This is a genomic window from Sulfitobacter sabulilitoris, from assembly GCF_005887615.1.
Taxonomy (GTDB): Bacteria; Pseudomonadota; Alphaproteobacteria; order Rhodobacterales; family Rhodobacteraceae; genus Sulfitobacter_E; species Sulfitobacter_E sabulilitoris.
In genome coordinates this window covers 144,231-163,544 of the sequence record NZ_VANS01000002.1, presented here as the reverse complement: position 1 = coordinate 163,544, position 19,314 = coordinate 144,231, and the positions used below count along the sequence as shown (strand labels likewise).

The following is a 19,314-nucleotide window of genomic DNA, read 5'->3' as shown; positions in this document are numbered from 1 at the left end:
CTACTGAATTGACCATGACCCCTGCGCCGTTGATGGTGCCGCAACCCTTTGATCGGAGTCCCGATGCAAGCCCGCGCCCCCCTGTTCACCCCCGTCCTGATCGTCAGCTGTGTCATCATCATGGTCAGCTTTGCGGTCCGCGCTTCCTTTGGCGTGTTCCAGATCCCGATCGCGGAGGATTTCGGCTGGCTGAGGAGCGAATTTTCACTGGCCATCGCAATCCAGAACCTCGCGTGGGGTATCGGGCAGCCGATTTTTGGCGCGCTCGCGGAAAAGATCGGCGACCGGCGGGCGATCATCCTGGGCGCGCTTGTCTATGCGCTGGGGCTGGTCCTGTCGGCGGATGCGGTGACGCCGATCGCGCATCAGACCTATGCCTGGCTGGTCGGCTTCGGAATCGCGGGCACCGGGTTCGGCGTCGTTCTGGCCGTCGTCGGGCGCGCCGCCTCGCCCGACAACCGGTCGATGGCGCTGGCGGTGGTCACGGCGGCGGGCAGCGCGGGCCAGGTGTTCGGCGCGCCGGTGGCGGAATGGATGCTGGGATTTTTGACCTGGCAGATGACCTTCGTCGCCTTCGCGGGCCTGATCCTGGCCACGCTGCTCTTGTTGCCGCTGATGCGCGCCCCGGTACAGGCGACCCGCACGGAGCTTGAGGAAACGCTGGGCGAGATTCTCGTCAAGGCGGCGCGCGACCCGTCGTTCACGCTCATTTTTCTGGGATTCTTCTCGTGCGGGTATCAGCTTGGCTTTATCACCGCGCATTTCCCTGCGTTCGTGACCGAACTCTGCGGTCCGATCCTGCCGGGCGGCGTGCTGCACAGCATCGGTATCACCAGCACATCGGCGCTTGGGGCGGTCGCGATTTCGCTGATCGGATTGGCCAATATCGTCGGCACGCTGACGGCGGGCTGGGCGGGCAAGCGGTTTTCCAAGAAATACCTGCTGGCTGGGATCTACACCGCCCGCACGGTGGTGGCGGGGGTGTTCATCCTGCTGCCGATCACGCCGGTGTCGGTGATCCTTTTTTCGGTGGCCATGGGGTCGCTGTGGCTGGCGACCGTGCCGCTGACCTCTGGGCTTGTCGCGCATATCTACGGGCTGCGGTACATGGGCACGCTTTATGGCATCGTGTTCTTCAGCCATCAGTTGGGCAGCTTTCTGGGCGTCTGGCTGGGCGGGCGGCTTTATGATGTCTACGGCGATTACACGCTGGTGTGGTGGATCGGCGTCGGCGTCGGCGCGTTCAGCGCCATCGTCCACCTGCCCATCCGCGAGGAACGGCTGCGCTGCCTTGCCACCGCCTAGTCGCGGTGCCGCAGGAAATCGCGCAGGATTGCCAGCACCTCGGGGCAGTGGGTATAGGTCAGGCCGTGGCCCGCGCCGTCGATCACGTCCTGACGGCTGTCGCGGCTCCACTCCGCCAGCTTGCCGACGGAGGACAGCGGTATCACGCTGTCCTCGCGGCCCCAGATGGCCAGCACCGGAATGCCGGAGCGATGGATCGTCTGGTGTTCGGCCTGCATCGGGTGTGACAGGATCCCCCGAAGGCTGGCCAGAACGGCCGGCACGAACCCTCGGTATTCAAGCTCGTTTTCCTGCAGCCGGGTGATATTTTCGACCGCGCTCGGCAGGTCCCGTTCCGCCCGCAGCCCCTTGCGCAGACGTGACGGGTAGAAGGCCAGCATAACCCAGTCGCCGATCACGGGTGTGTCGATGACGAACCGCATCAGCGGTGTCCTTGCCATACCCATGCCAGCGGGTGCGAGCAGCACAAGCTGGCGCAACCGCCCCGGCGCGTCGGCGGAAAACGCGGTGGCGATCGCCCCGCCCATCGAATAGCCGATCAGGGTGATGTCGTCCTCGACGCGTTCATGATGCAGCAGATCCTTGAGCTGACGCAGGAAAAACGCGGTGTCCTGCGGACCCCTGGGACGGTCGGAATAGCCGCGCCCGTAGAGGTCGTAGATCAGCACCCGGAACCCCAGCAGCGCCAGTCCGCGGGTCAGCCCGCCCCAGACAAAGCTTGGCGTCGTCAGCCCGTGCACGCAGACCACCACGGGTCCGCGCACGGGGCCCAGCCATTGGTAATGCGTGACGCCCTGACTGAGCGTGACAAAGCGGCCCGGCGCGCCGTGTCGCTGCGCTTCGTTCATCGGGGCGCGGTTCGTTTCGATGATGATCGGGATCACGATCAGCGCCCCGAGGATCACGACCCCCCAGATCACGACCGTGATTGCCATGCTGACAGGACATACCGCGCCGTCATCAGGTCCAGATGCGCGCCGCCGCCGTTCTTGAACAGGGTGATCGCGTCGTCCGAGGGGCGCCGGAACCGATCCAGATCGTAGTAATCGGCCACGATGTCGCCGCGGCTGATCGTGCCGGCCTCGATCGGGATCTTGATTTCTCCGATATGGCCGACGGTGGTGTCGAAACTGTCCACGAACAGCGTGGCACGGCGCAGGGCCGCGTCGTCGGCTTCGCGCATGTCAGGACGGTAGGCGCCGATCAGGTCGATATGCTGGCCGGGTTGAAGCCAGTCGCCCTTGATCAACGGGTCGGTGGACATCGTGGCGCTGGTGACGATGTCGGCGGCACGCACGGCCGCCTCGAGGTCATCGGTCGCCGTCAGGTTCGGCAAGGCCTGCGCCATGTCGCGTGCCGCGGAATGGGTGCGGTTCCACACGGTGAACCGCGCGTCCGGGAACGCGGCGGAATAGGCCGCGTGAAGCGATCGGCCCACGGTTCCCGCGCCCACGATCAGGATGCGGCGGCTGTCGGGCCGGGCCAGCCGGCGCGCGGCGAGCAGGCTGTCGCCGGCGGTTTTCCATTTCGTGACGAGGTGGAAATCGACCAGCGCCTCGAGCGTGCCGTCCGTGTCGGAATAGAGCGTCACGCCGCCGTTGACCATCGGCACTTCGCGTGCGGGGTTGGCGGGATAGATCGTGGCGGATTTCACCGCGATGCCCAGGCCGTCGATCCAGGCCGCGCGATTGAGCAAGGTATCGTCGCCGCGATAGAGAAAGGTATCGCCGATTTGGGCGCGCGGCATGTCGTGGCCCCGGGCCAGCGCGTCGGTAAGCGCGATCCAGTCCAGCAACGGCTCGCCCTGCTCGAAGGGAATGAAGGGAACGGTCATTGTGCGTCGTCCTCGCTCAGCAAGCCTTCGGCGACCAGACGACCGGCCCAGCCATCGGGGCCGTCAAAGTGATGGGTCTGCCAGCCGCGTGCGGCGGCGGCGGCGATGTTGTCGGCGCGGTCGTCGGCAAAGAGCAGGTCAGCGCCGCCCAGCCCGGTTTGGTGTTCGACCTGCGCATAGATATTCGGGTCGGGTTTGATCACGCCCATATGCCCGGAGATGAAATCGCGGTCGAATTCGCGCAGAAAGGGATAGTGCGTGGCGGCCAGGTCATAGCTTTGGATGCCGAAGTTGGTCAGGGAAAAGACCGGCGTGCCGCGTTTTTGCAGCGCGCGCATCAGACGTACGGAGCGGTCGATTGCCGGGCTTGCCATTTCGATCCAGCGGTCGTGCCACATGCGGATTTCGTCGCGCCAGTCGGGATAGTCCTCTGCAGTGGCATAGACCGTGTCGGTGAAATGCCCGCCGCTGTCGACGCGGTCGTTCATGCCATGCAGATCGACGGCGTCGAACATCGCGCGGCGGCGGTCGGGGCCGATTTCACGGTCGTAGAACCGTTCGGGCTGCCATTCGATCAGCACGTTCCCTATGTCGAAGATCACCGCCTTGGGTTTCATGTCCCGCCCTTCGTGCCTGTTGCCGGAATCGTCGACAATTCCGGTCTGTTTTCTATTGTGAAAACCGCTACTTCGCTGACCGCGCCGCCCTTAGGACACGTTCCAGTGCCTCCAGGAAACGGGAGCGGTCGGCCTTTGTAAAGCCTTTGCCACCACCTTGGCGAAATGGATCGGCGGCGCGCAGATCCGCCATCAGGTCGCGCGTGGCCAGCACGTTGCCGATATTTGCCGCCGTCAGCGCCTCGCCGTTGTGTTTGAGCACCTGCGCGCCAGCCGCAACGCATTTGGCGGCCAGCGGAATATCTCCGGTCACGACGACATCGCCGGGCCCCGCGCGCTCGGCGATCCAGATGTCCGCCACGTCCGGTCCGTCGGGCACGATCACCGTCTCGACCAGCGGATTGGCCGAGGGGCGCAGCCCGCCGTTGGATACCACGTACATCGTGACCCCGTGCCGGGTGGCGACCCGCTCCGCTTCGGTTTTGACCGGACAGGCGTCAGCGTCGATGTAGAGCGCGGTCATGCGTAAAGCGCGTCGGCGTGAAATGCCACGTGCTCCTCCATGAAGGTCGAGACGAAGAAATAGCTGTGATCGTACCCCGGTTGCAGACGCATCGTGGCAGGCTGGCGACGCTTGGCGATGGCGGCTGCCAGCGCTTCGGGCTGCAGCAGGTCGAGGAACTGGTCGTCCGCGCCCTGATCGATCAGCACCGGCCCATCAAAGCCGCGTGACTGCATCAGCAGCGTGGCGTCGTGCGGCGCCCATGCGGATTCGTCCTTGCCCAGGTAGCCGCCAAGCTGCTTGCGGCCCCAATCGCTCGATGTCGGATGTGCGATGGGCGAGAAGGCCGAAACCGAACGAAACCGTCCCGGCAGCCCCATCGCCATCGTCAGCGCACCATGTCCGCCCATCGAATGCCCGGTGATCGACTGGCGGCTCATGTCGAGCGCGAAATGCGCGCCCAGAAGCTGGGGCAAGTCATCGGTCACGTAGTCCCACATCCGGAAATGCGGTGCCCAGGGGGCTTGAGTGGCATTGACGTAGAACCCTGCGCCCTGTCCCATGTCGAAATCGTCGTGGTCGGCCACCCCGTCTCCGCGCGGAGAGGTGTCGGGGAAGACCAGGGCGATGCCCTGTTCGGCCGCCCAGCCCTGCGCACCCGTCTTGGTCATCGCGTTTTCATGCGTGCAGGTCAGTCCCGACAGATACCACAGCACCGGCACGGGCCCGTCCGCGGCCTCGGACGGCATGAACAACCCGAAGGTCATGTCGCATCCGGTGGCCTTGGACGCGTGGGAATAGACGCCTTGCGTGCCGCCGAAGCAGGCGTTCTCGGAAAGGGTTTTCATCGGACACTCCTGTTGGGTGGGTTGGCTCTTGGCTATCTGCTGGGGGGGGCCGCGGCAAGGTGGGGAGCCTCCGGCGGGGATATTTTTGAACAAAAGAAGCCTAGAGCGCGCTGACCCATGCGATCACCAGGCTGACGGTGACGATGCTGATCGCGGTTGACACGAGGATCGCCGCCGATACCCGTTGCGGCGCCACACCGTAGTGTTGTGCAAGCATGTAGACGTTGCCCGCGACCGGCAGAGCGGCGGCGGCGATGATCACGGCCGCCGAAAAGGGATCGACGTTGAAGAGATAGAGTGCCGCGAAGGCGACGAAGGCGGGGTGCAGCACCAGCTTGCAGAAGGTGAGCCATCCTGCGACTTCGATCCGTTCTGCCGATTTGGTGGCGAGCGAGGCCCCGATCGCGAACAGCGCACCCGGCGTGGCCGCCCCGCCGAGGATGGCCAGGAAATCGTTCATCGGGACGGGGATCGGCACCTGAAGGCCAGACCACAGCAACCCAAGCGACATCGAAACGATCATCGGGTTTTTCACCAGCCCTGCGCCGACCGTGCGCAGCACCGAAAGCCGCATCCGCCCTTCGCGCGAGCCGGTGATCAGGATCACGATCAGGCTGGAGAAAACGATCAGGTCGATGGCGAGGGCCAGCATCACCGGTCCGATCGCCATCGGGCCGAGCAGCAGCGTCAGCATGGGCACGCCCAGGAACCCGGTATTGCCGATGACGGCGCATTGCGCCTCGATCGCGGCGGTGGGCACATCGAGGCGGCGCAGGAACCCAACGAAGGTCGCGATGCCATAGACGAAGGCCGTGCCCCACAGGTAGGCTGATACCAGCCTGATATCCCAGACCTCGGCCAGCGAGAGGTTGGCGGAAAACCGGAACAGCATCGCGGAGAGCGCGAAGTAGAACACGAACTTGGTCAGGTAGGCCGTCGCTTCGGCGCTGAAAAACCGTGTGCGTCCGGCCCAGTACCCCAGCCCGATCAGGGCAAAGAACGGCAGGGTTTTCAGAAAGATATCGATCATGGCACAGGGATAGCCGCAGGGGATGCGTCCCGCAAGCTAGCCCGATCCGATCAGCACCCCCGCCGCGAACACCAGCGCGCCGCCCAGAACGACCTGCAACGCGGCGCGCAGGAACGGCGTATCCATATAGCGGTTCTGAATCCAGGCAATCGCCCAAAGCTCGACGAAGACGACGATGCCCGCGATCACCGTTGCCGTCCAGAAATCGGTGATGAGATATGGCAGCGCATGCCCCAGGCCGCCCAGCGTCGTCATCACGCCGGAGGCAAAGCCGCGTTTCACCGGCGAGCCGCGGCCCGACAATTCGCCATCGTCCGACGCGGCTTCGGTAAAGCCCATCGAAATGCCGGCACCCACCGATGCGGCCAGTCCGACAAGAAAGGTCGTCCAGGTGTCTTGGGTGGCAAAGGCGGTGGCAAAGATCGGCGCCAGCGTCGAGACCGACCCGTCCATCAGGCCGGCAAGCCCCGGCTGAACCCATGTCAGCAGGAACTGGCGATGCGCCGTGTCATCCTCGCGCGTGCGGGCGGCTTCGCCCAGGTGGCGCTGGTTGAGGGCATCGGCGGTGTCCTGATGGCCCGCCTCTGCGGCGGCCAGATCGCCCAGCAGCTTGCGCGTTGCGCTGTCGGTGGTGCGCGCCGCCGCCTTGAGGTAGAAGTGCTCCGCCTCGCGCTCCATCGCTTCGGCTTCGGCGCGGATCTTTTCAAGGCCGAGGTTTTCGACCAGCCAGACCGGGCGGCGGTTGTAGTAGCCGGCCACATGTTCGCGCCGGATCAGTGGAATCACCGGGCCGAAGCGTTGCTCATGGAGGGCGATCAGCCGTTGGCGGTGCTGGTCCTCTTCGGCGGCCATGCCGTCGAACACGCGTGCGCTGTCGGGAAAGTCCTTGCGCAAACGCTCGGCATAGCCCCGGTAAATCCGGGCGTCATCCTCCTCGGAGGAGATCGCCAGCGCCAGTATTTCCTGCTCTGTCAGGTCGTTGAATCGTTTGCGGGAAAAGGAAAAACGCATCTGAAACCCCAAATCAGCTTAGAACAGTTCTAATCTAGGGTGTCGCGCCGGGCAATCCACATTCAGGGGAAATAGATGCGAATTTACGCCTTCGACAGGAAAAGCGCTTGGACCTGAACCGTTCGGTTTATACGTTGACGCGACAGCCGGAGACTTTGATGACCGCAACAGCCGACACCGTCCGCAAGGGCCGCAAGTATGACCAGGTGCTGCAGGGCGCGCGACACGTCTTCATGGCCGATGGGTTCGAGGGGGCCAGCGTCGACGATATTGCCCGGGCCGCCAAGGTGTCAAAGGCGACGCTGTACAGCTATTTCGCCGACAAGCGGCTGCTGTTTCTTGAGGTGGCGAATACCGAATGCCAGCGTCAGGCGCGTCTGGCGCTCGATAACATCGACATGACCGCCCCCCCGCGCGAGGTGCTGGACCAGACGGCGCGGCATTTCCTGAAATTCATCACCTCGACGTTGGGCCAGCAGATTTTTCGCATCTGTGTCGCGGAATCGGATCGGTTTCCGGAATTGGGTCAGCGGTTCTACAACTCTGGGCCGGCCGTGATGCGCGCGGAAATGGCCGCCTATTTCAAGCAGGCCGTGGCGCGCGGCGAATTGCACATGGATGACATGGTGTTCGCCGCCGATCAGTTTGGCGAATTGTGCAAGGCAGATCTGTGGCCGCGACTGATCTTTGGCATGACCAAGACGGTGACCGAGGACGAGATCGACCGCGTCGTCAAAGGTGCGGTCGAGATGTTCATGGCACGCTACGGCACCTGAGGGCGCGCTCGACTCTGGTGGCTGTTATGGGTAATTTGAAAAAGAACAAAGAGTGAACAACCGATTCCCCGATCTCAGGCGATGCTGCCCGCATGACCAACCGTCGTATCCTGTCCTTGTGGTTCCCGCGGCTGGGGGCCGACCGCCTTGTGCGCCGCGAACCGGTGCTGGGCGGGGTGCCGCTGGCCGTGGTGCAGGACCAGCAGAACATGCAGGTGATCACCTCGCTCAATGCGCTGGCGCAGCAGCATGGCCTGCGCGTCGGGCAGCCGGTGCGCGATGCCCATGCGATGTGCGAGGGGCTGATCACCCGCAGCCGCAGCCCGGCGGCAGAGGCGGCGTTTCTCGCCTCGCTGCGGCGCTGGGCGGGCAAGTTCAGCCCCTGGGTCGCGGATGAGGCCGAGGATGGGCTGGTCGTCGATCTGACCGGCTGTGCGCATCTTTTCGGGGGCGAGGAGCCGTTGGTGCAGGTGGTGCAGGAGGATTGCGCCGATCTGGGGCTGATGACGCATATCGGGCTGGCGGATACGCGGGGCGCTGCCTGGGCGCTGGCGCGGTTCGCGGGGCAGGTGGGCGTGTCGGACCGCAACGGCGATGCCATCGACCAGGAGGCGCGCGCGACCCGGTCGCGGGCGGGCAAGCGGCGGCATTGGACCCGCGGTGGGGCGGCGCCCGTCACCACGTTGGGCCGGACAGCGGGGGCGCACCGGATCGCTGCGCCGGGCCAGACTTACGGCGCACTCAGCCCGCTGCCCATCGCGGCGTTGCGGCTCGATGCGGAGACGACAGCGCAATTGGGGCGGCTGGGCCTGCGCAGGGTGGGCGATCTGCTGGGCCAGCCGCGTGCCAGCCTTGCGCGGCGTTTTGGCCGGGGGCTGGTGATGCGGATGGATCAGGCGATGGGCAGCGCGCCCGAACCCGTGTCACCCGCCAAACCGGCCGAGCATTTCGCCGTGCGGCTGACCCTGCCCGAGCCCATCGGGCTGGAGGATGACATTCTGGCGGGCATCGACCGGCTGTTGCCGCGCCTGTGCCAAAGCCTTGAGGCCAAGGGCCGTGGCGCGCGGCGGGTGCGGTTGCAGGCCTTTCGCAGCGACCATGACATTCAAGGGGTCGAGGTCGGTCTGGCGCGTCCCTCGCGCGATCCCGCGCGGATTCGTCCGCTGCTGGAGCTGAAGCTGGGCGAGATCGACGCCGGCTTTGGCATCGACATGCTGCGGCTTGAGGCGGTCCGGACCGAGCCCATTCACGACCGCCACGCGGTGGGCCACCTTGAGGCAGGGCGCGTGGTCAGCGCCCGGCTGGCGGGCAATACCGCGCTGGACGATCTGATCGGGCGCATCGGCGCGCGCGTGGGCCTTGAGGCGATCACGCGGCTGCACCCGGCATCGAGCCATGTCCCCGAGAAAACCAGCACCATCCAGGCCGCGGCATGGACGGCCCCGCACGATGGTGCCTGGCCCGCACCCGCCACGCCCCGTCCGCTGCTGCTATGGCGGCCCGAACCGGTCAGCGCCCCGGATGTGCCGCAGATGCCGCACGCCTTTCGCTGGCGTGGGCAAAACCTTGTGCGCCTGCGCGCCATCGGGCCGGAGCGGATCGCCCCCGAATGGTGGCTCGACGATCCCGACTGGCGCACGGGGGTCCGGGACTACTGGGTGACGCAGACCCAAGACGGACAGCGGTTGTGGTTGTTCTACGGGCATGGCGGCACGATGTCGTCGGGGTGGTTCTGTCAGGGCGCCTTTGCCTGATCTTGGGGTCAGCGCATGTCATCGAGCGGGGCCAGAAGCCCGGCAATCTGGCCCCGCAGCCACTGGTGCGCGGGCCAGCCTGACTGCCTGCGATGCCAGATCATCAAGATCTGCACCGGCACGATTGCCATCGGCGGGGCGTAGATACAGAGCCCGACACCGCCCGCGATATGCCGCGCCAGTTTCGTGGGCAAAAGCGCGATCAGGTCGGACCCGGCCACGGCACGGTAGACGCCCGAAAAGACCGGCATGGTCATCACCACGCGCCGTTCGCGACCGACCTTGGCCAATGCGGCGTCGCCCATCGCGCGCGCATTGCCTTCGGGCGAGAACAGGACATGCCCCAGATCGCAAAACAGATCCATAGGCATCATGTCGCCGGGCGCCAGACCCGCCTGCGCGATGCACGGATGATCCTGCCGCGCGATGACCGAAAAGGACGATCTGAACACCGGCTGCGCCTTGATCCGGTCGGGCAGGGCCAGCGCGGGCACCAACGCCAGATCGACTTCGTAGCGCTCCAGCGTGTCGATGTAATTGTCGGGCACCAGATCGACCAGATGCACCCGCATCCCCGGCGCGTGCCGCAACAACCGTTCGGCCAGTTCGGGCATCAGCAGTTCGGCAAAGAAATCGCTTCCCGATATCTTGAACCGGGCCGTCGATGTCGCAGGATCGAAGGGTCCGCCCCGGCTCAGCAAGATCTGGATGCCGTCCAGCAGATCGCGCAGCGGCGCCTCGAGCGAGAGGGCGAATTGCGTCGGTTCAAGCCCCTTGCCGCGCCGCAGGAACAGCTCGTCGTTCAGCCCGGCGCGCAACCGGCCAAGAGCGGCCGACACGGCAGGCTGCGACAGGCCAAGCCGTTGACCCGCGCGCACGGTCGATCCCTCGCGCAGCAGCGCGTCGAGCACCCGCAACAGGTTGAGGTCGAAGTTCATCAAATTCGCCATGCCTATAGATCATATACAATCTATCGATTTTTTGTATCGCGGAGTTTGCGGTATCCTGCCCCCACCGCCGAGGACGCACCGCGCGTCCATCAGGAGCGTGCAGGGGGGAGCGATGAGAGATCGTGATTTCGGGCCGGATGCGACCGGGCGGATGGGGGTCCGCCAGCGCATCATCGGGATCGGCACCAAAACCGCCGACATGCAGTCGATCACCGGCAGCGTGCCGCCCCCGCGCCTTGGCGGGCGTTTGGATATCACATAAAAAAGGAGAGGTTTTCATGCAATCCATATCGAAATTGTTCTTTGCCACCGCCGCGCTGTTCGCTCTGGCGGGCATGGTCTGGGGGATCCAGATGGCGGCCAGCAACGATCACACGTTGTCGCCCGCGCATGGGCACCTCAACCTGATCGGTTTTGTCGCGATGGCTGTCTTCGGGGCCTATTACGCGCTGACGCCGGGCGCCGCGCAGACGGCGATGGCGCAGGTGCACTACGTTCTCACGGCGGCGGCCGTGGTGGTTCTCGTGCCGGGAATCGTTTTCGCGATCACCGACCGGGGCGAGTCAGTGGCACAGATCGGCTCTGTCCTTGCTGTGCTGTCGATGGCGCTGTTTGGCTTTATGGTGCTGCGCCACGGGGTCGGTGCGGCGCAGCCAACGCTGTCGGGGCGCCAGGCGACGCACCCGGCGGAGTGATCTGCCGGATCGTGCCCCGCCTCAGGTCTTTGGACGCTTGTCCACGATCCTCACCGCCTTGCCCTCGGACCGGGCGACGCCGCCGACGTCAAAGACCTCGACGCTGATCGAAATTCCCACGGTCTGCTTGACCGAGGCGGCCAGTGCGCGGGCGGCGTCGCTGCGGGCTTGCGCGCCGATACCGGCCTCCGCCACCTCGCAGAACACGCGCATCTGGTCCATCCGGTCGGGTTTGCTCAGCTCGATCTGGAAATGCGGGGCAAGGCCGGGAATGGCCATCAGCGCCTCTTCGATCTGGGTGGGAAAGACGTTGACCCCGCGCAGGATGATCATGTCGTCGCTGCGCCCGGTGATCTTTTCCATCCGCCGCATGCTGCGCGCCGTGCCCGCCAGAAGCCGGGTCAGGTCGCGGGTGCGGTAGCGGATGATCGGAAACGCCTCCTTGGTCAGCGAGGTAAAGACCAGCTCGCCCTGTTCGCCGTCTTCGACCAGCGCGCCGGTCTCGGGGTTGATCACCTCGGGATAGAAATGATCCTCCCAGATGTGCAGGCCGTCCTTGGTCTCGACGCACTCGCAGGCGACGCCGGGGCCCATGACCTCGCTCAGGCCGTAGATATCGACCGCGTGCATGTCGAAGGCCTGCTCGATCTCGTGGCGCATGGCGTTGGTCCAGGGCTCGGCGCCGAAAATGCCGACATCCAGCGATGACGCGCGCGGATCGAGCCCCTGTCTGGCATATTCATCCAAGATGGACAGCGCATAGGATGGCGTGACTGTGATGCCATTGGGTCTGAAATCCTCGATCAGGCGAACCTGGCGGGGCGTCATGCCGCCTGAAATCGGCACCGTGGACAGCCCCAGCGCATCGGCACCCAGATGGATTCCCAAACCGCCGGTAAACAGGCCGTAGCCATAGGCGTTGTGCAACATATCCCCGGTTTTCAACCCCGACGCACGCAAGGACCGCGCGACGACGCTGCCCCAATGATCGAGATCGCGCTTGGTATAGCCCACGACGGTGGGCTGGCCCGTCGTGCCCGACGACGCATGGATGCGCGCCACCTGGTTGCGCGGCACGGCAAACATGCCGAACGGATAATTGTCGCGCAGATCGGTTTTGACGGTAAAGGGAAATTTCGCCAGATCCGACAGGCTGCGCAGATCGTCGGGGTGAATGCCGGCCGCGTCGAAACTGGTCTTGTAGAAAGGCACGTTGTCATAGGCGTGGCGCAGGGACCATTTCAGCCGGTCCAGTTGCAATGCCGAAATTTCGTCGCGGCTGGCGGTTTCGACCGCGTCGAGGGTGGATTTCGCGGGGGTGAGATCCTTCATGTGGCGGCTCCGTCTTCTGGGAAATGCTGACCTTTGATCGTGCGTGACAGCCCCCGGAACAACGCCAGCGTGCTGCCGTTGCCGGCGGTGACGGTGACATCGTATGTGCCCGACCGGCCGGTGCGCGCGACCTCGATCGCGGTCGCGGTCAGCGTATCGCCGGGGCGGCCCGGAGCGAGATAGGTGATCTGGTTCTGCTGCGCGACGGTCAGCTGGTTGTAAGTGTTGCACGCAAAGGCGAACGCGCTGTCGGCGAGGGTGAAGATGAAGCCGCCGTGGCAGATGCCGTGACCGTTGAGCATTTCGGGCTTGATCGTCATGCTCAGCGTCGCGGTGCCCGGCGCCACATGATCCAGCACCATGCCGAGGCCGCGGCTGGCGGCGTCCTGCTCCATCATGAGGGTGGCACAGGTCCGGGCGCGGGCGAGGGGGGTCATCTCAGCAGTCATTCATGTTTCCGTTTTCGCGATGTGCGCCCTGATCCGTAACATGTTCCTGGGCGCTTTGTATATCGTCACGTCTGGGGGCTTGATTTGGGCGCAGATCGGCGCAACTCTCAAGGGATGAATGTGCAGCCACCGCCACAAAATCCGTTTCGCGACCGGGGGCCGGAACAGGTGGCGTTTCATCGGACCGAACTGTCGGTGATCCTGTCGCTTTACGGCCGGATGGTGGCCGCGGGGGAATGGCGCGACTACGGGATTTCCTGTCTGCGCGAGGTGGCGGTGTTTTCCGTGTTCCGGCGGACCGCCGAACATCCGCTTTACCGTATCGAAAAGCGTCCGCGGCTGCGCGACAAGCAGGGCATGTACGCGGTCGTTGGCATGGACGGTCAGATCATGCGACGGGGGCACGATTTGAAAACCGTCCTGCGCGTGCTGGAGCGCAAGCTCATTCGCGCGGTGAAGTGATCCGGATCCAAGCAAATCGAGGCCCTGCGGGCCATTCCATTTTGTCATGTGCCTCCGGCGGAAGTATTTTCAGCCCAAAGAAGCCGCCAGGCGCTTGTGCGCCGTGACCGGGCCGCCGCCCTGGGCCATGATCCGTGCGATGGCATCCGCGATGGGCTCGTCGGCGACGGCCATGTGGCCCGCGTTGGCGTGGATGAGCGTCGTTTCATCGACCACGAGGGCGACGTGACCGCGCCAGAAGAGCAGATCGTTGCGGCGGACGGCGGATCCCTTTGGCAGGGGTGTGCCGAGCGCGGCCTGTTGCAGGTCGCTGTCGCCTGGGCAGGGGATTCCGCAGGCCAGCAATGCCGCCTGAACCAGGCCCGAGCAATCAATGCCTGCGCGGCTGTTGCCCCCCCAGAGGTACGGCGTGTGCAGCAAAAGCTGCGCACAGGCGGCGGGATCCGTGCCGGTCCGGTTCAGCGGAGCGACGTGTTGCAGGGGGACGTAGCCGTGCCGCGTGGCCAGAAACCCGCCGGTGGTGTCCGTTGCTGCCAGCAGGCTGCCGAAGCTGAGCGGGCTGCGGTCGGGCGACTTGATGTCGGGTGCGCGGTAGGCATGGCTGCCGGCGGCGAGAACGCGGTGAGTGGGCGTCTCCGCCTCGCCCAGGGTGACGGTGTGGACGAAGCCGCAGTAGTCGTCCTTGCGGGCCTGGACATAGCTCCATCCCTTTTCGGTCGCAAAGACGGTGACGGCATCGCCGAGAATGAGTTGCCTGTAGCGGGGGCCGTCGGGCGTGCGGCACAGATCGGTATGGCCGACCATGATTTGTGCATCGACGCGACCGGTGATGCGCGCGGGATCGGGCGTGAGGCGTGGATCGGTCATGCGTCCAGGATGTCGGGGAGGGCGGCAAGCAGGGCGCGTGTCGCTTGGCCCACGCCGCCCTTGGCGCGCGCCGGGGCGTCCAAAGGTTGCCATCCATAGATGTCGAAATGGGCATAGCGCGGCGTTTCGGTCACGAACCGGCGCAGGAACAGCGCCGCGGTGATCGCGCCGGCGAACCCGCCCTTGGGCGCATTGTCGAGATCGGCGATGCCCGGTTCGATCATCGCCTCGTAGGGGGTGTGGAAGGGCAACCGCCAGACCGGATCGTGTTCGGTCGCGGCCGCGTGTTCCAGCGCCGTGACGAACAGGCCATCATCGCAAAAGAAAGGCGCAAGGTCGGGGCCGACGGCAACGCGCGCCGCGCCGGTGAGGGTGGCCATCGAGACGATGAGGTCTGGCGCGCCTTCATCCGCCAGCGCGAGGGCATCGGCCAGAACCAGCCGCCCTTCGGCATCGGTATTGTTGATCTCGACGGTGAGACCCTTGCGCGAGGTCAGGATATCCTGTGGCCGGAAGGCATTGGACGACACCGCGTTTTCCACCGCCGGGATCAGCACCCGCAGTTGCAGCCTGGCGCCAGTCGCCATGATCATATGCGCAAGCCCCAGAACGGCGGCCGCCCCGCCCATGTCTTTCTTCATCAGCCCCATGGAGGACCCGGGCTTGAGGTTCAGACCGCCGGTGTCGAAGCACACACCCTTGCCGACCAGCGTCAGTTTTGGCCCCTCGTCGCCCCAGGTCATGTCGATCAGGCGCGGCGCGCGGTCGGCGGCGCGGCCTACGGCGTGGATCATCGGGAAATTCCGCTCCAGCAGGTCGTCACCGACGACAACGTCGATCGACGCGTCGAATCGCCCCGCCAGATCGCGGGCGGCCTGCTCCAGCTCCGGAGGGCCCATGTCCGACGCGGGTGTATTGATCAGATCGCGGGTCAGCATTTCGCCGGTCGCGATTGCGGTCACACGATCCGTGTCGATGTCCTCTGGCGCCACCAGCCGCGCGGCCATGGGTGTGGCGTCGTGATAGCGGTCAAAGCGGTAGCTCGCGAGCAGCCAGCCCAACGCCTCTACCGCCGCGTCCTCTGTCGGCAGCCCGCTGGCGATGCGGTAGTCGCCCTTGGGCAGCTTTGCCGCTGCCGCGGCAAGGTGAAACCGCGCCCGTGCCCGCGTCGCGGCTGTGCCATAGCCGGCAAGCGCCAGTTCGGGCGCGCCGCCCGGGCCCGGCACGACAAGCGCCTGACCCAGTGCGCCGGTAAAGCCGTTGGCGCCAACCCATGTCTTCACGCTGTCCGGTTGATCGGCGATCCAGCCATCGAAATCGGCTTCGGCGACGAGGTGAAGGGGCAGCGCGGCGTCGGATGGGGTAGCGAAGAGGTCGGACATGGAAAACGGGCCTTTCTGGGCGGGCAATTTCGCGCCAGCCTAGCCTGAAATCGGGGCGCCGCAAGCGATCAGATCGTGATGTCCTGAAGTTCCCACAGGTTGGTGAGGGAGTATTCGCCGATGCGCAGCAGCCGGGCCAGAGTGGCGCCAGTGGCGACAGGGTCACCACCCTCGGTGGACGTGGTGACGTCGGTCGCCACCCGCGCCAGGGCGGTCATGCCGATCTGGTCGGCGATCGCGATCAGCGACCGTGCGGTCTTGGCCAGAGCGTCCCAGTCGCGCTGCTGATAGAGCTGATTGCAAAGCGACATGCGCAGGGCCAGTTCCTCCATCGCGCGGCAAACGACATCTTCCGCCGCGGCATCGCCAAGTTCCGCGGCCAGCGCGCCAAGCCGATCCCGGTCCAAGCGCACGGTTTCGCTCAGCCTGATTGTCAGGACATCTTTCATTCTGCTCACCCTATTATGCCATACCCCCACGGTACGGCGCCATTCCTACGGCCCAAGCCGTTCCCAAAGCGTTGAGGCGTTTGTGTCTTTTCACTCGAATTCGCCAAGAATTCGGGGTAACTGACCATCAGTCAAATCACGGACGGGACCAAAAATGGATCAGGCCAAGCCGCTACCGAGTTATCTGTCGCAGCGTTATCACGGCTGGAAAGCGACGACATACGCCGAAAATCAGGCGTGGTACAAACGTCTGGCCAGCGATGGCCAGCATCCCCGTGCGATGGTGATTTCATGCTGTGACAGCCGGGTGCATGTCACGTCGATCTTCGGGGCGGATCAGGGCGAGTTCTTCATCCACCGCAACATTGCCAACCTTGTGCCGCCCTACGAGCCGGATGGCGACCACCACGGGACTTCCGCGGCGGTGGAATACGCGGTGAGCGTGCTGCATGTGGCGCATCTGATCGTGCTGGGCCATTCCAGTTGTGGCGGCGTTCAGGGGTGCATCGACATGTGCAACGGCCACGCGCCCGAGCTTGAGGAGAAAAGCAGTTTCGTGGGCCGCTGGATGGATATCCTCAAGCCCAAGTTCGAGTTGGTCGCGCAAGAGCAGGACCCGAAGGTTCAGGCGCAACAGCTTGAAAAGCACGCGGTGGTGGCCAGCCTCGAGAACCTGATGACCTTTCCGTTCGTCAAGTCGCGCGTCGATGACGGACTGTTGTCGCTGCACGGTTTGTGGACCGAAATCGGCGAAGGCGGGCTGGAGGCGTATCAGCCGCAGACGCACACGTTCGTGCCCGTATGACGCACCTGCCCACCGCGGCCAGCCAGCTTTGATCGGACCCCTTGGATGACCGAAATATTCGCTCTGGCCGGACAGAACCTGCTGTCGCCGATCATCCTGTCCTTCGCATTGGGTCTTGCGGCGGCGCTGGCCCGATCCGATCTGTCGGTGCCCGAAGCCGCGGCCAAGGCGCTGTCGATTTACCTGCTGTTTGCAATCGGGTTCAAGGGCGGTGTCGCCGTCGCGGCGCATGGCGTGGACCTGACGCTTGCGCTGTCGCTGCTGGCGGGCTTTGTCCTGTCGGCGTTGCTGCCGCTTGTGGCATTCGGGCTGCTGCGGGCCATGACCGGGCTGAGCGCGCTCGACGCGGCGGCGATCGCGGCGCACTACGGGTCGATTTCGATCGTGACATTCGTGGCGGCCTCCTCGGTGCTCGACAGCGGCGGGATCGGCTACGAGGGGTATATGGTCGCGGTCGCCGCCGCGATGGAGGCGCCCGCGATCCTTTCAGCGCTCTGGCTGATTTCACGCAGTGGCGGCAGCGACGGCGCGCGGCGCATGGACCGCGATCTGTGGCGCGAAATCCTGCTCAACGGCTCCATCGTGCTGCTGGTCGGCGCCTTTGCGATCGGATGGGCCACGGGAGAGGACGGGCTGGCCGAAATCTCGAGCTTCATCGTGTCGCCTTTCAAGGGGGTCTTGTGCCTCTTTCTGCTGGATATGGGGTTGGTCGCTGGGCGCGGTCTGCGCCAAAGCGCGGGGCTATTGCAGATGCGGGTGCTGGCCTTTGGCATCTTGATGCCGCTCGTGGGCTGTGTCTTCGGCCTTGCCGCGGGGATGCTCTTGGGGCTGAGTACGGGGGGCGTGGCGCTGCTGATGGTGTTGTCGGCGTCGGCGTCCTATATCGCGGTGCCCGCCGCCATGCGTGTGGCCCTGCCCGAGGCGAACCCGGCGCTGTCCCTGACATTGTCGCTGGGTGTGACCTTCCCTTTCAACCTGACGCTGGGCATCCCGCTTTACGTGGCCATGGCCCGCGCCGCGACCGGAGGATGACAGATGCAGACCCATAGTGCCAAACGTGTGGAAATCACCATCGAAGCGGTGATGCAATCGCGTCTGACCGACGCGCTCAAGCAGGCGGGCGTCAGCGGATACACCGTTCTGCCCGTGCTGGGCGGATCGGGGCGGTCCGGAGACTGGACCCGTGCGGGCGAGATCGGGCGGGCAAGCGGCATGGTCCAGGTGGTCTGCATCCTGCGCCCCGAACGATTGTCGGTCGTGCTGGAGCGTGCGTTCGCGGTGGTTGAAAAGCATATCGGCCTTGTCACGGTGAGCGATTGCGACGTGATCCGGGCCGAGCGGTTTTAACGCGGAATTAACCACGACGCGCGACAGTTCGCGGATGGTCATGCAAACCGTAGTCTTGAAATTGCCACCGGCGCTGTTGCGCGCGGCGCAAGTGCGCGCGGCGGAACGGGATCAGACCGTCGGACAGATCGTGCGCGATCTGCTGACCCGCGAAGTGCTGCAATCGGCGGCGGCGGCTCCGCGCCGGGCATCCCCGACCGACGATCGCCTGATCAATGCCTTGCAGGCGTATTTGGCGCTCGATCTCGCCGAAGCGACCGGATGGGGAGATCTGATGCGGCGTTTGTCGGTGCAGGGATATGCCCTGCGGTCCGCCGACGAGGGTCTGACGCTGCTGGATGCATCCACCGGGGAACGGCTGTGCAAAGCCTCCGAACTTGGCTTTGCCTATGGTGTGTTCGTGCGTCGCTTCGGCTGCGCGATGCCAGGCCATCCCGAACCGGACCCGATGCCGCACCCAAAGCGCGCCACATCCGGTCGATCGGTGATCGAGCCCGCATAGCCAGACCCGGCGGTGGGGTCAGGCGGCTTTCTTGTAGCTCAGTTCGACAGCGAAAAGGGCCTGCAATTCCTGTTTGCTGATGGGCTGTCGCCGGCTGGTCCGCTCTGCCGTTTCGGGCTGACGCGGTGCCTGCGGTGCGATCCGTGCTGCGGCCGTGCGGACGATGTGAAGTGCGGCTTTCATGGTCTGGTCTCCGTCTGGTACGCCCCCACGTACATCCACAGCCACGCAAGACAGCGCGACGAAGTTTCAAACCCGCGGACATTTTCGAGACGTTTCGCCTGCAGGGTCACCGCTTGGGATCACTTTTGCCGGGGTCACGACATGCGGGCGCCAGACCGGACAAAAAAATGGCCCGCGCCGGGGCGCAGGCCATTCACGTGCAAATTCTTCTGTC

General features: G+C 65.1%; 24 protein-coding genes. 10 read left to right on the top strand and 14 right to left on the bottom strand.

The window, feature by feature from the left end:
- The first annotated feature begins 63 nt into the window (after positions 1-63).
- The gene (locus FDT80_RS09175) at positions 64-1,305 is read left to right on the top strand and encodes an MFS transporter (protein ID WP_138661983.1); all 1,242 of its coding nucleotides are present in this window, start codon (positions 64-66) and stop codon (positions 1,303-1,305) included.
- On the opposite strand, the gene FDT80_RS09170 is transcribed toward FDT80_RS09175, so the two are convergent.
- The 7 genes from FDT80_RS09170 to mbfA all read right to left on the bottom strand — a co-directional run bounded on the left by FDT80_RS09170 (position 1,302) and on the right by mbfA (position 7,147).
- Positions 1,302-2,240 (bottom strand): alpha/beta fold hydrolase, encoded by a 939-nt coding sequence (locus tag FDT80_RS09170; protein WP_246039914.1) that lies wholly within the window; start codon positions 2,238-2,240, stop codon positions 1,302-1,304. The genes FDT80_RS09175 and FDT80_RS09170 overlap by 4 nt on opposite strands.
- The gene (locus FDT80_RS09165; protein WP_138661982.1) at positions 2,222-3,139 is read right to left on the bottom strand and encodes an ornithine cyclodeaminase family protein; all 918 of its coding nucleotides are present in this window, start codon (positions 3,137-3,139) and stop codon (positions 2,222-2,224) included. The genes FDT80_RS09170 and FDT80_RS09165 overlap by 19 nt, the downstream gene beginning before the upstream one ends.
- Positions 3,136-3,756 carry an HAD family hydrolase gene (locus FDT80_RS09160; RefSeq protein WP_138661981.1) on the bottom strand — a complete coding sequence of 207 codons (621 nt, stop codon included), beginning with the start codon at positions 3,754-3,756 and terminating at the stop codon, positions 3,136-3,138. Before FDT80_RS09160 ends, FDT80_RS09165 begins: the two co-directional genes overlap by 4 nt.
- 67 nt (positions 3,757-3,823) lie before the next feature.
- Positions 3,824-4,279: a YaiI/YqxD family protein gene (locus FDT80_RS09155; protein WP_138661980.1), complete on the bottom strand. Its 456-nt coding sequence runs from the start codon at positions 4,277-4,279 to the stop codon at positions 3,824-3,826.
- Positions 4,276-5,106 carry an S-formylglutathione hydrolase gene (gene fghA, locus FDT80_RS09150; protein WP_138661979.1) on the bottom strand — a complete coding sequence of 277 codons (831 nt, stop codon included), beginning with the start codon at positions 5,104-5,106 and terminating at the stop codon, positions 4,276-4,278. The genes FDT80_RS09155 and fghA overlap by 4 nt, the downstream gene beginning before the upstream one ends.
- Positions 5,107-5,206: 100 nt before the next feature.
- Positions 5,207-6,136 (bottom strand): AEC family transporter, encoded by a 930-nt coding sequence (locus FDT80_RS09145; RefSeq protein WP_138661978.1) that lies wholly within the window; start codon positions 6,134-6,136, stop codon positions 5,207-5,209.
- A gap of 36 nt (positions 6,137-6,172) precedes the next feature.
- Positions 6,173-7,147 carry an iron exporter MbfA gene (gene mbfA, locus FDT80_RS09140; protein ID WP_138661977.1) on the bottom strand — a complete coding sequence of 325 codons (975 nt, stop codon included), beginning with the start codon at positions 7,145-7,147 and terminating at the stop codon, positions 6,173-6,175.
- 158 nt (positions 7,148-7,305) lie between these two features.
- Between mbfA and FDT80_RS09135 the strand changes: the two genes are divergently transcribed.
- Complete coding sequence (locus FDT80_RS09135) at positions 7,306-7,923, top strand: TetR/AcrR family transcriptional regulator (protein WP_138661976.1); 618 nt, start codon at positions 7,306-7,308, stop codon at positions 7,921-7,923.
- A gap of 92 nt (positions 7,924-8,015) precedes the next feature.
- Positions 8,016-9,677, top strand: a complete 1,662-nt coding sequence (locus FDT80_RS09130) for a Y-family DNA polymerase (protein WP_138661975.1) — start codon at positions 8,016-8,018, stop codon at positions 9,675-9,677.
- 8 nt (positions 9,678-9,685) lie between these two features.
- On the opposite strand, the gene FDT80_RS09125 is transcribed toward FDT80_RS09130, so the two are convergent.
- The gene (locus FDT80_RS09125) at positions 9,686-10,615 is read right to left on the bottom strand and encodes a LysR family transcriptional regulator (protein WP_246039913.1); all 930 of its coding nucleotides are present in this window, start codon (positions 10,613-10,615) and stop codon (positions 9,686-9,688) included.
- A 124-nt stretch (positions 10,616-10,739) separates the two neighbouring features.
- On the opposite strand from FDT80_RS09125, the gene FDT80_RS18875 reads away from it, so the two are divergent.
- On the top strand, positions 10,740-10,889 hold the full coding sequence (locus FDT80_RS18875) for a hypothetical protein (protein WP_170311835.1): 150 nt from the start codon (positions 10,740-10,742) through the stop codon (positions 10,887-10,889).
- A 16-nt stretch (positions 10,890-10,905) separates the two neighbouring features.
- Complete coding sequence (locus tag FDT80_RS09120) at positions 10,906-11,322, top strand: hypothetical protein (RefSeq protein WP_138661973.1); 417 nt, start codon at positions 10,906-10,908, stop codon at positions 11,320-11,322.
- A 21-nt stretch (positions 11,323-11,343) separates the two neighbouring features.
- On the opposite strand, the gene paaK is transcribed toward FDT80_RS09120, so the two are convergent.
- Positions 11,344-12,654, bottom strand: coding sequence for a phenylacetate--CoA ligase PaaK (paaK, locus tag FDT80_RS09115; protein WP_138661972.1), 1,311 nt, complete (start codon positions 12,652-12,654; stop codon positions 11,344-11,346).
- Entirely contained in the window at positions 12,651-13,091 is a 441-nt protein-coding gene (paaI, locus tag FDT80_RS09110) for a hydroxyphenylacetyl-CoA thioesterase PaaI (protein ID WP_138662561.1), read from the bottom strand. Before paaI ends, paaK begins: the two co-directional genes overlap by 4 nt.
- 126 nt (positions 13,092-13,217) lie before the next feature.
- Here paaI and FDT80_RS09105 point away from each other — a divergent pair, with 126 nt between their 5' ends.
- Complete coding sequence (locus FDT80_RS09105) at positions 13,218-13,565, top strand: DUF2794 domain-containing protein (RefSeq protein WP_138661971.1); 348 nt, start codon at positions 13,218-13,220, stop codon at positions 13,563-13,565.
- 69 nt (positions 13,566-13,634) lie between these two features.
- Here the strand turns inward: FDT80_RS09105 and FDT80_RS09100 are convergent, their stop codons facing one another.
- From FDT80_RS09100 to FDT80_RS09090, 3 genes are all read right to left on the bottom strand, one after another.
- Complete coding sequence (locus tag FDT80_RS09100; RefSeq protein ID WP_138661970.1) at positions 13,635-14,432, bottom strand: C40 family peptidase; 798 nt, start codon at positions 14,430-14,432, stop codon at positions 13,635-13,637.
- Entirely contained in the window at positions 14,429-15,814 is a 1,386-nt protein-coding gene (locus FDT80_RS09095) for a leucyl aminopeptidase family protein (RefSeq protein WP_138661969.1), read from the bottom strand. Before FDT80_RS09095 ends, FDT80_RS09100 begins: the two co-directional genes overlap by 4 nt.
- Positions 15,815-15,882: 68 nt before the next feature.
- Positions 15,883-16,263 carry a hypothetical protein gene (locus FDT80_RS09090; RefSeq protein ID WP_170311834.1) on the bottom strand — a complete coding sequence of 127 codons (381 nt, stop codon included), beginning with the start codon at positions 16,261-16,263 and terminating at the stop codon, positions 15,883-15,885.
- Positions 16,264-16,417: 154 nt separating this feature from the next.
- Here FDT80_RS09090 and FDT80_RS09085 point away from each other — a divergent pair, with 154 nt between their 5' ends.
- From FDT80_RS09085 to FDT80_RS09070, 4 genes are read left to right on the top strand one after another with little or no spacing between them, the layout of a single operon-like run.
- Positions 16,418-17,068 (top strand): carbonic anhydrase, encoded by a 651-nt coding sequence (locus FDT80_RS09085; protein ID WP_138661967.1) that lies wholly within the window; start codon positions 16,418-16,420, stop codon positions 17,066-17,068.
- Between the two features lie 45 nt (positions 17,069-17,113).
- Positions 17,114-18,100, top strand: a complete 987-nt coding sequence (locus tag FDT80_RS09080; protein ID WP_138661966.1) for a sodium-dependent bicarbonate transport family permease — start codon at positions 17,114-17,116, stop codon at positions 18,098-18,100.
- A gap of 3 nt (positions 18,101-18,103) precedes the next feature.
- The gene (locus FDT80_RS09075; RefSeq protein WP_138661965.1) at positions 18,104-18,415 is read left to right on the top strand and encodes a P-II family nitrogen regulator; all 312 of its coding nucleotides are present in this window, start codon (positions 18,104-18,106) and stop codon (positions 18,413-18,415) included.
- A gap of 40 nt (positions 18,416-18,455) precedes the next feature.
- Positions 18,456-18,917: a hypothetical protein gene (locus FDT80_RS09070; protein ID WP_138661964.1), complete on the top strand. Its 462-nt coding sequence runs from the start codon at positions 18,456-18,458 to the stop codon at positions 18,915-18,917.
- Positions 18,918-18,935: 18 nt separating this feature from the next.
- Here FDT80_RS09070 and FDT80_RS18870 read toward each other — a convergent pair whose 3' ends face one another.
- Complete coding sequence (locus tag FDT80_RS18870; RefSeq protein ID WP_170311833.1) at positions 18,936-19,100, bottom strand: hypothetical protein; 165 nt, start codon at positions 19,098-19,100, stop codon at positions 18,936-18,938.
- Positions 19,101-19,314 lie beyond the last annotated feature (214 nt).

What these genes read in the sequence shown, in the direction of transcription:
- FDT80_RS09175 (WP_138661983.1), top strand. Translation starts at nt 64, where the DNA reads ATGCAAGCCCGCGCCCCCCTGTTCACCCCCGTCCTGATCGTCAGCTGT.
- mbfA (WP_138661977.1), bottom strand. Translation starts at nt 7,147, where the DNA reads ATGCGTTTTTCCTTTTCCCGCAAACGATTCAACGACCTGACAGAGCAG.
- FDT80_RS18875 (WP_170311835.1), top strand. Translation starts at nt 10,740, where the DNA reads ATGAGAGATCGTGATTTCGGGCCGGATGCGACCGGGCGGATGGGGGTC.
- FDT80_RS09130 (WP_138661975.1), top strand. Translation starts at nt 8,016, where the DNA reads ATGACCAACCGTCGTATCCTGTCCTTGTGGTTCCCGCGGCTGGGGGCC.
- FDT80_RS09165 (WP_138661982.1), bottom strand. Translation starts at nt 3,139, where the DNA reads ATGACCGTTCCCTTCATTCCCTTCGAGCAGGGCGAGCCGTTGCTGGAC.
- FDT80_RS09085 (WP_138661967.1), top strand. Translation starts at nt 16,418, where the DNA reads ATGGATCAGGCCAAGCCGCTACCGAGTTATCTGTCGCAGCGTTATCAC.
- FDT80_RS09160 (WP_138661981.1), bottom strand. Translation starts at nt 3,756, where the DNA reads ATGAAACCCAAGGCGGTGATCTTCGACATAGGGAACGTGCTGATCGAA.
- FDT80_RS09135 (WP_138661976.1), top strand. Translation starts at nt 7,306, where the DNA reads ATGACCGCAACAGCCGACACCGTCCGCAAGGGCCGCAAGTATGACCAG.
- paaI (WP_138662561.1), bottom strand. Translation starts at nt 13,091, where the DNA reads ATGACCCCCCTCGCCCGCGCCCGGACCTGTGCCACCCTCATGATGGAG.
- FDT80_RS09105 (WP_138661971.1), top strand. Translation starts at nt 13,218, where the DNA reads ATGAATGTGCAGCCACCGCCACAAAATCCGTTTCGCGACCGGGGGCCG.
- FDT80_RS09125 (WP_246039913.1), bottom strand. Translation starts at nt 10,615, where the DNA reads ATGAACTTCGACCTCAACCTGTTGCGGGTGCTCGACGCGCTGCTGCGC.
- FDT80_RS09095 (WP_138661969.1), bottom strand. Translation starts at nt 15,814, where the DNA reads ATGTCCGACCTCTTCGCTACCCCATCCGACGCCGCGCTGCCCCTTCAC.
- FDT80_RS18870 (WP_170311833.1), bottom strand. Translation starts at nt 19,100, where the DNA reads ATGAAAGCCGCACTTCACATCGTCCGCACGGCCGCAGCACGGATCGCA.
- FDT80_RS09100 (WP_138661970.1), bottom strand. Translation starts at nt 14,432, where the DNA reads ATGACCGATCCACGCCTCACGCCCGATCCCGCGCGCATCACCGGTCGC.
- FDT80_RS09170 (WP_246039914.1), bottom strand. Translation starts at nt 2,240, where the DNA reads ATGGCAATCACGGTCGTGATCTGGGGGGTCGTGATCCTCGGGGCGCTG.
- FDT80_RS09075 (WP_138661965.1), top strand. Translation starts at nt 18,104, where the DNA reads ATGCAGACCCATAGTGCCAAACGTGTGGAAATCACCATCGAAGCGGTG.
- FDT80_RS09120 (WP_138661973.1), top strand. Translation starts at nt 10,906, where the DNA reads ATGCAATCCATATCGAAATTGTTCTTTGCCACCGCCGCGCTGTTCGCT.
- fghA (WP_138661979.1), bottom strand. Translation starts at nt 5,106, where the DNA reads ATGAAAACCCTTTCCGAGAACGCCTGCTTCGGCGGCACGCAAGGCGTC.
- FDT80_RS09090 (WP_170311834.1), bottom strand. Translation starts at nt 16,263, where the DNA reads ATGAAAGATGTCCTGACAATCAGGCTGAGCGAAACCGTGCGCTTGGAC.
- FDT80_RS09145 (WP_138661978.1), bottom strand. Translation starts at nt 6,136, where the DNA reads ATGATCGATATCTTTCTGAAAACCCTGCCGTTCTTTGCCCTGATCGGG.
- FDT80_RS09155 (WP_138661980.1), bottom strand. Translation starts at nt 4,279, where the DNA reads ATGACCGCGCTCTACATCGACGCTGACGCCTGTCCGGTCAAAACCGAA.
- paaK (WP_138661972.1), bottom strand. Translation starts at nt 12,654, where the DNA reads ATGAAGGATCTCACCCCCGCGAAATCCACCCTCGACGCGGTCGAAACC.
- FDT80_RS09070 (WP_138661964.1), top strand. Translation starts at nt 18,456, where the DNA reads ATGCAAACCGTAGTCTTGAAATTGCCACCGGCGCTGTTGCGCGCGGCG.
- FDT80_RS09080 (WP_138661966.1), top strand. Translation starts at nt 17,114, where the DNA reads ATGACCGAAATATTCGCTCTGGCCGGACAGAACCTGCTGTCGCCGATC.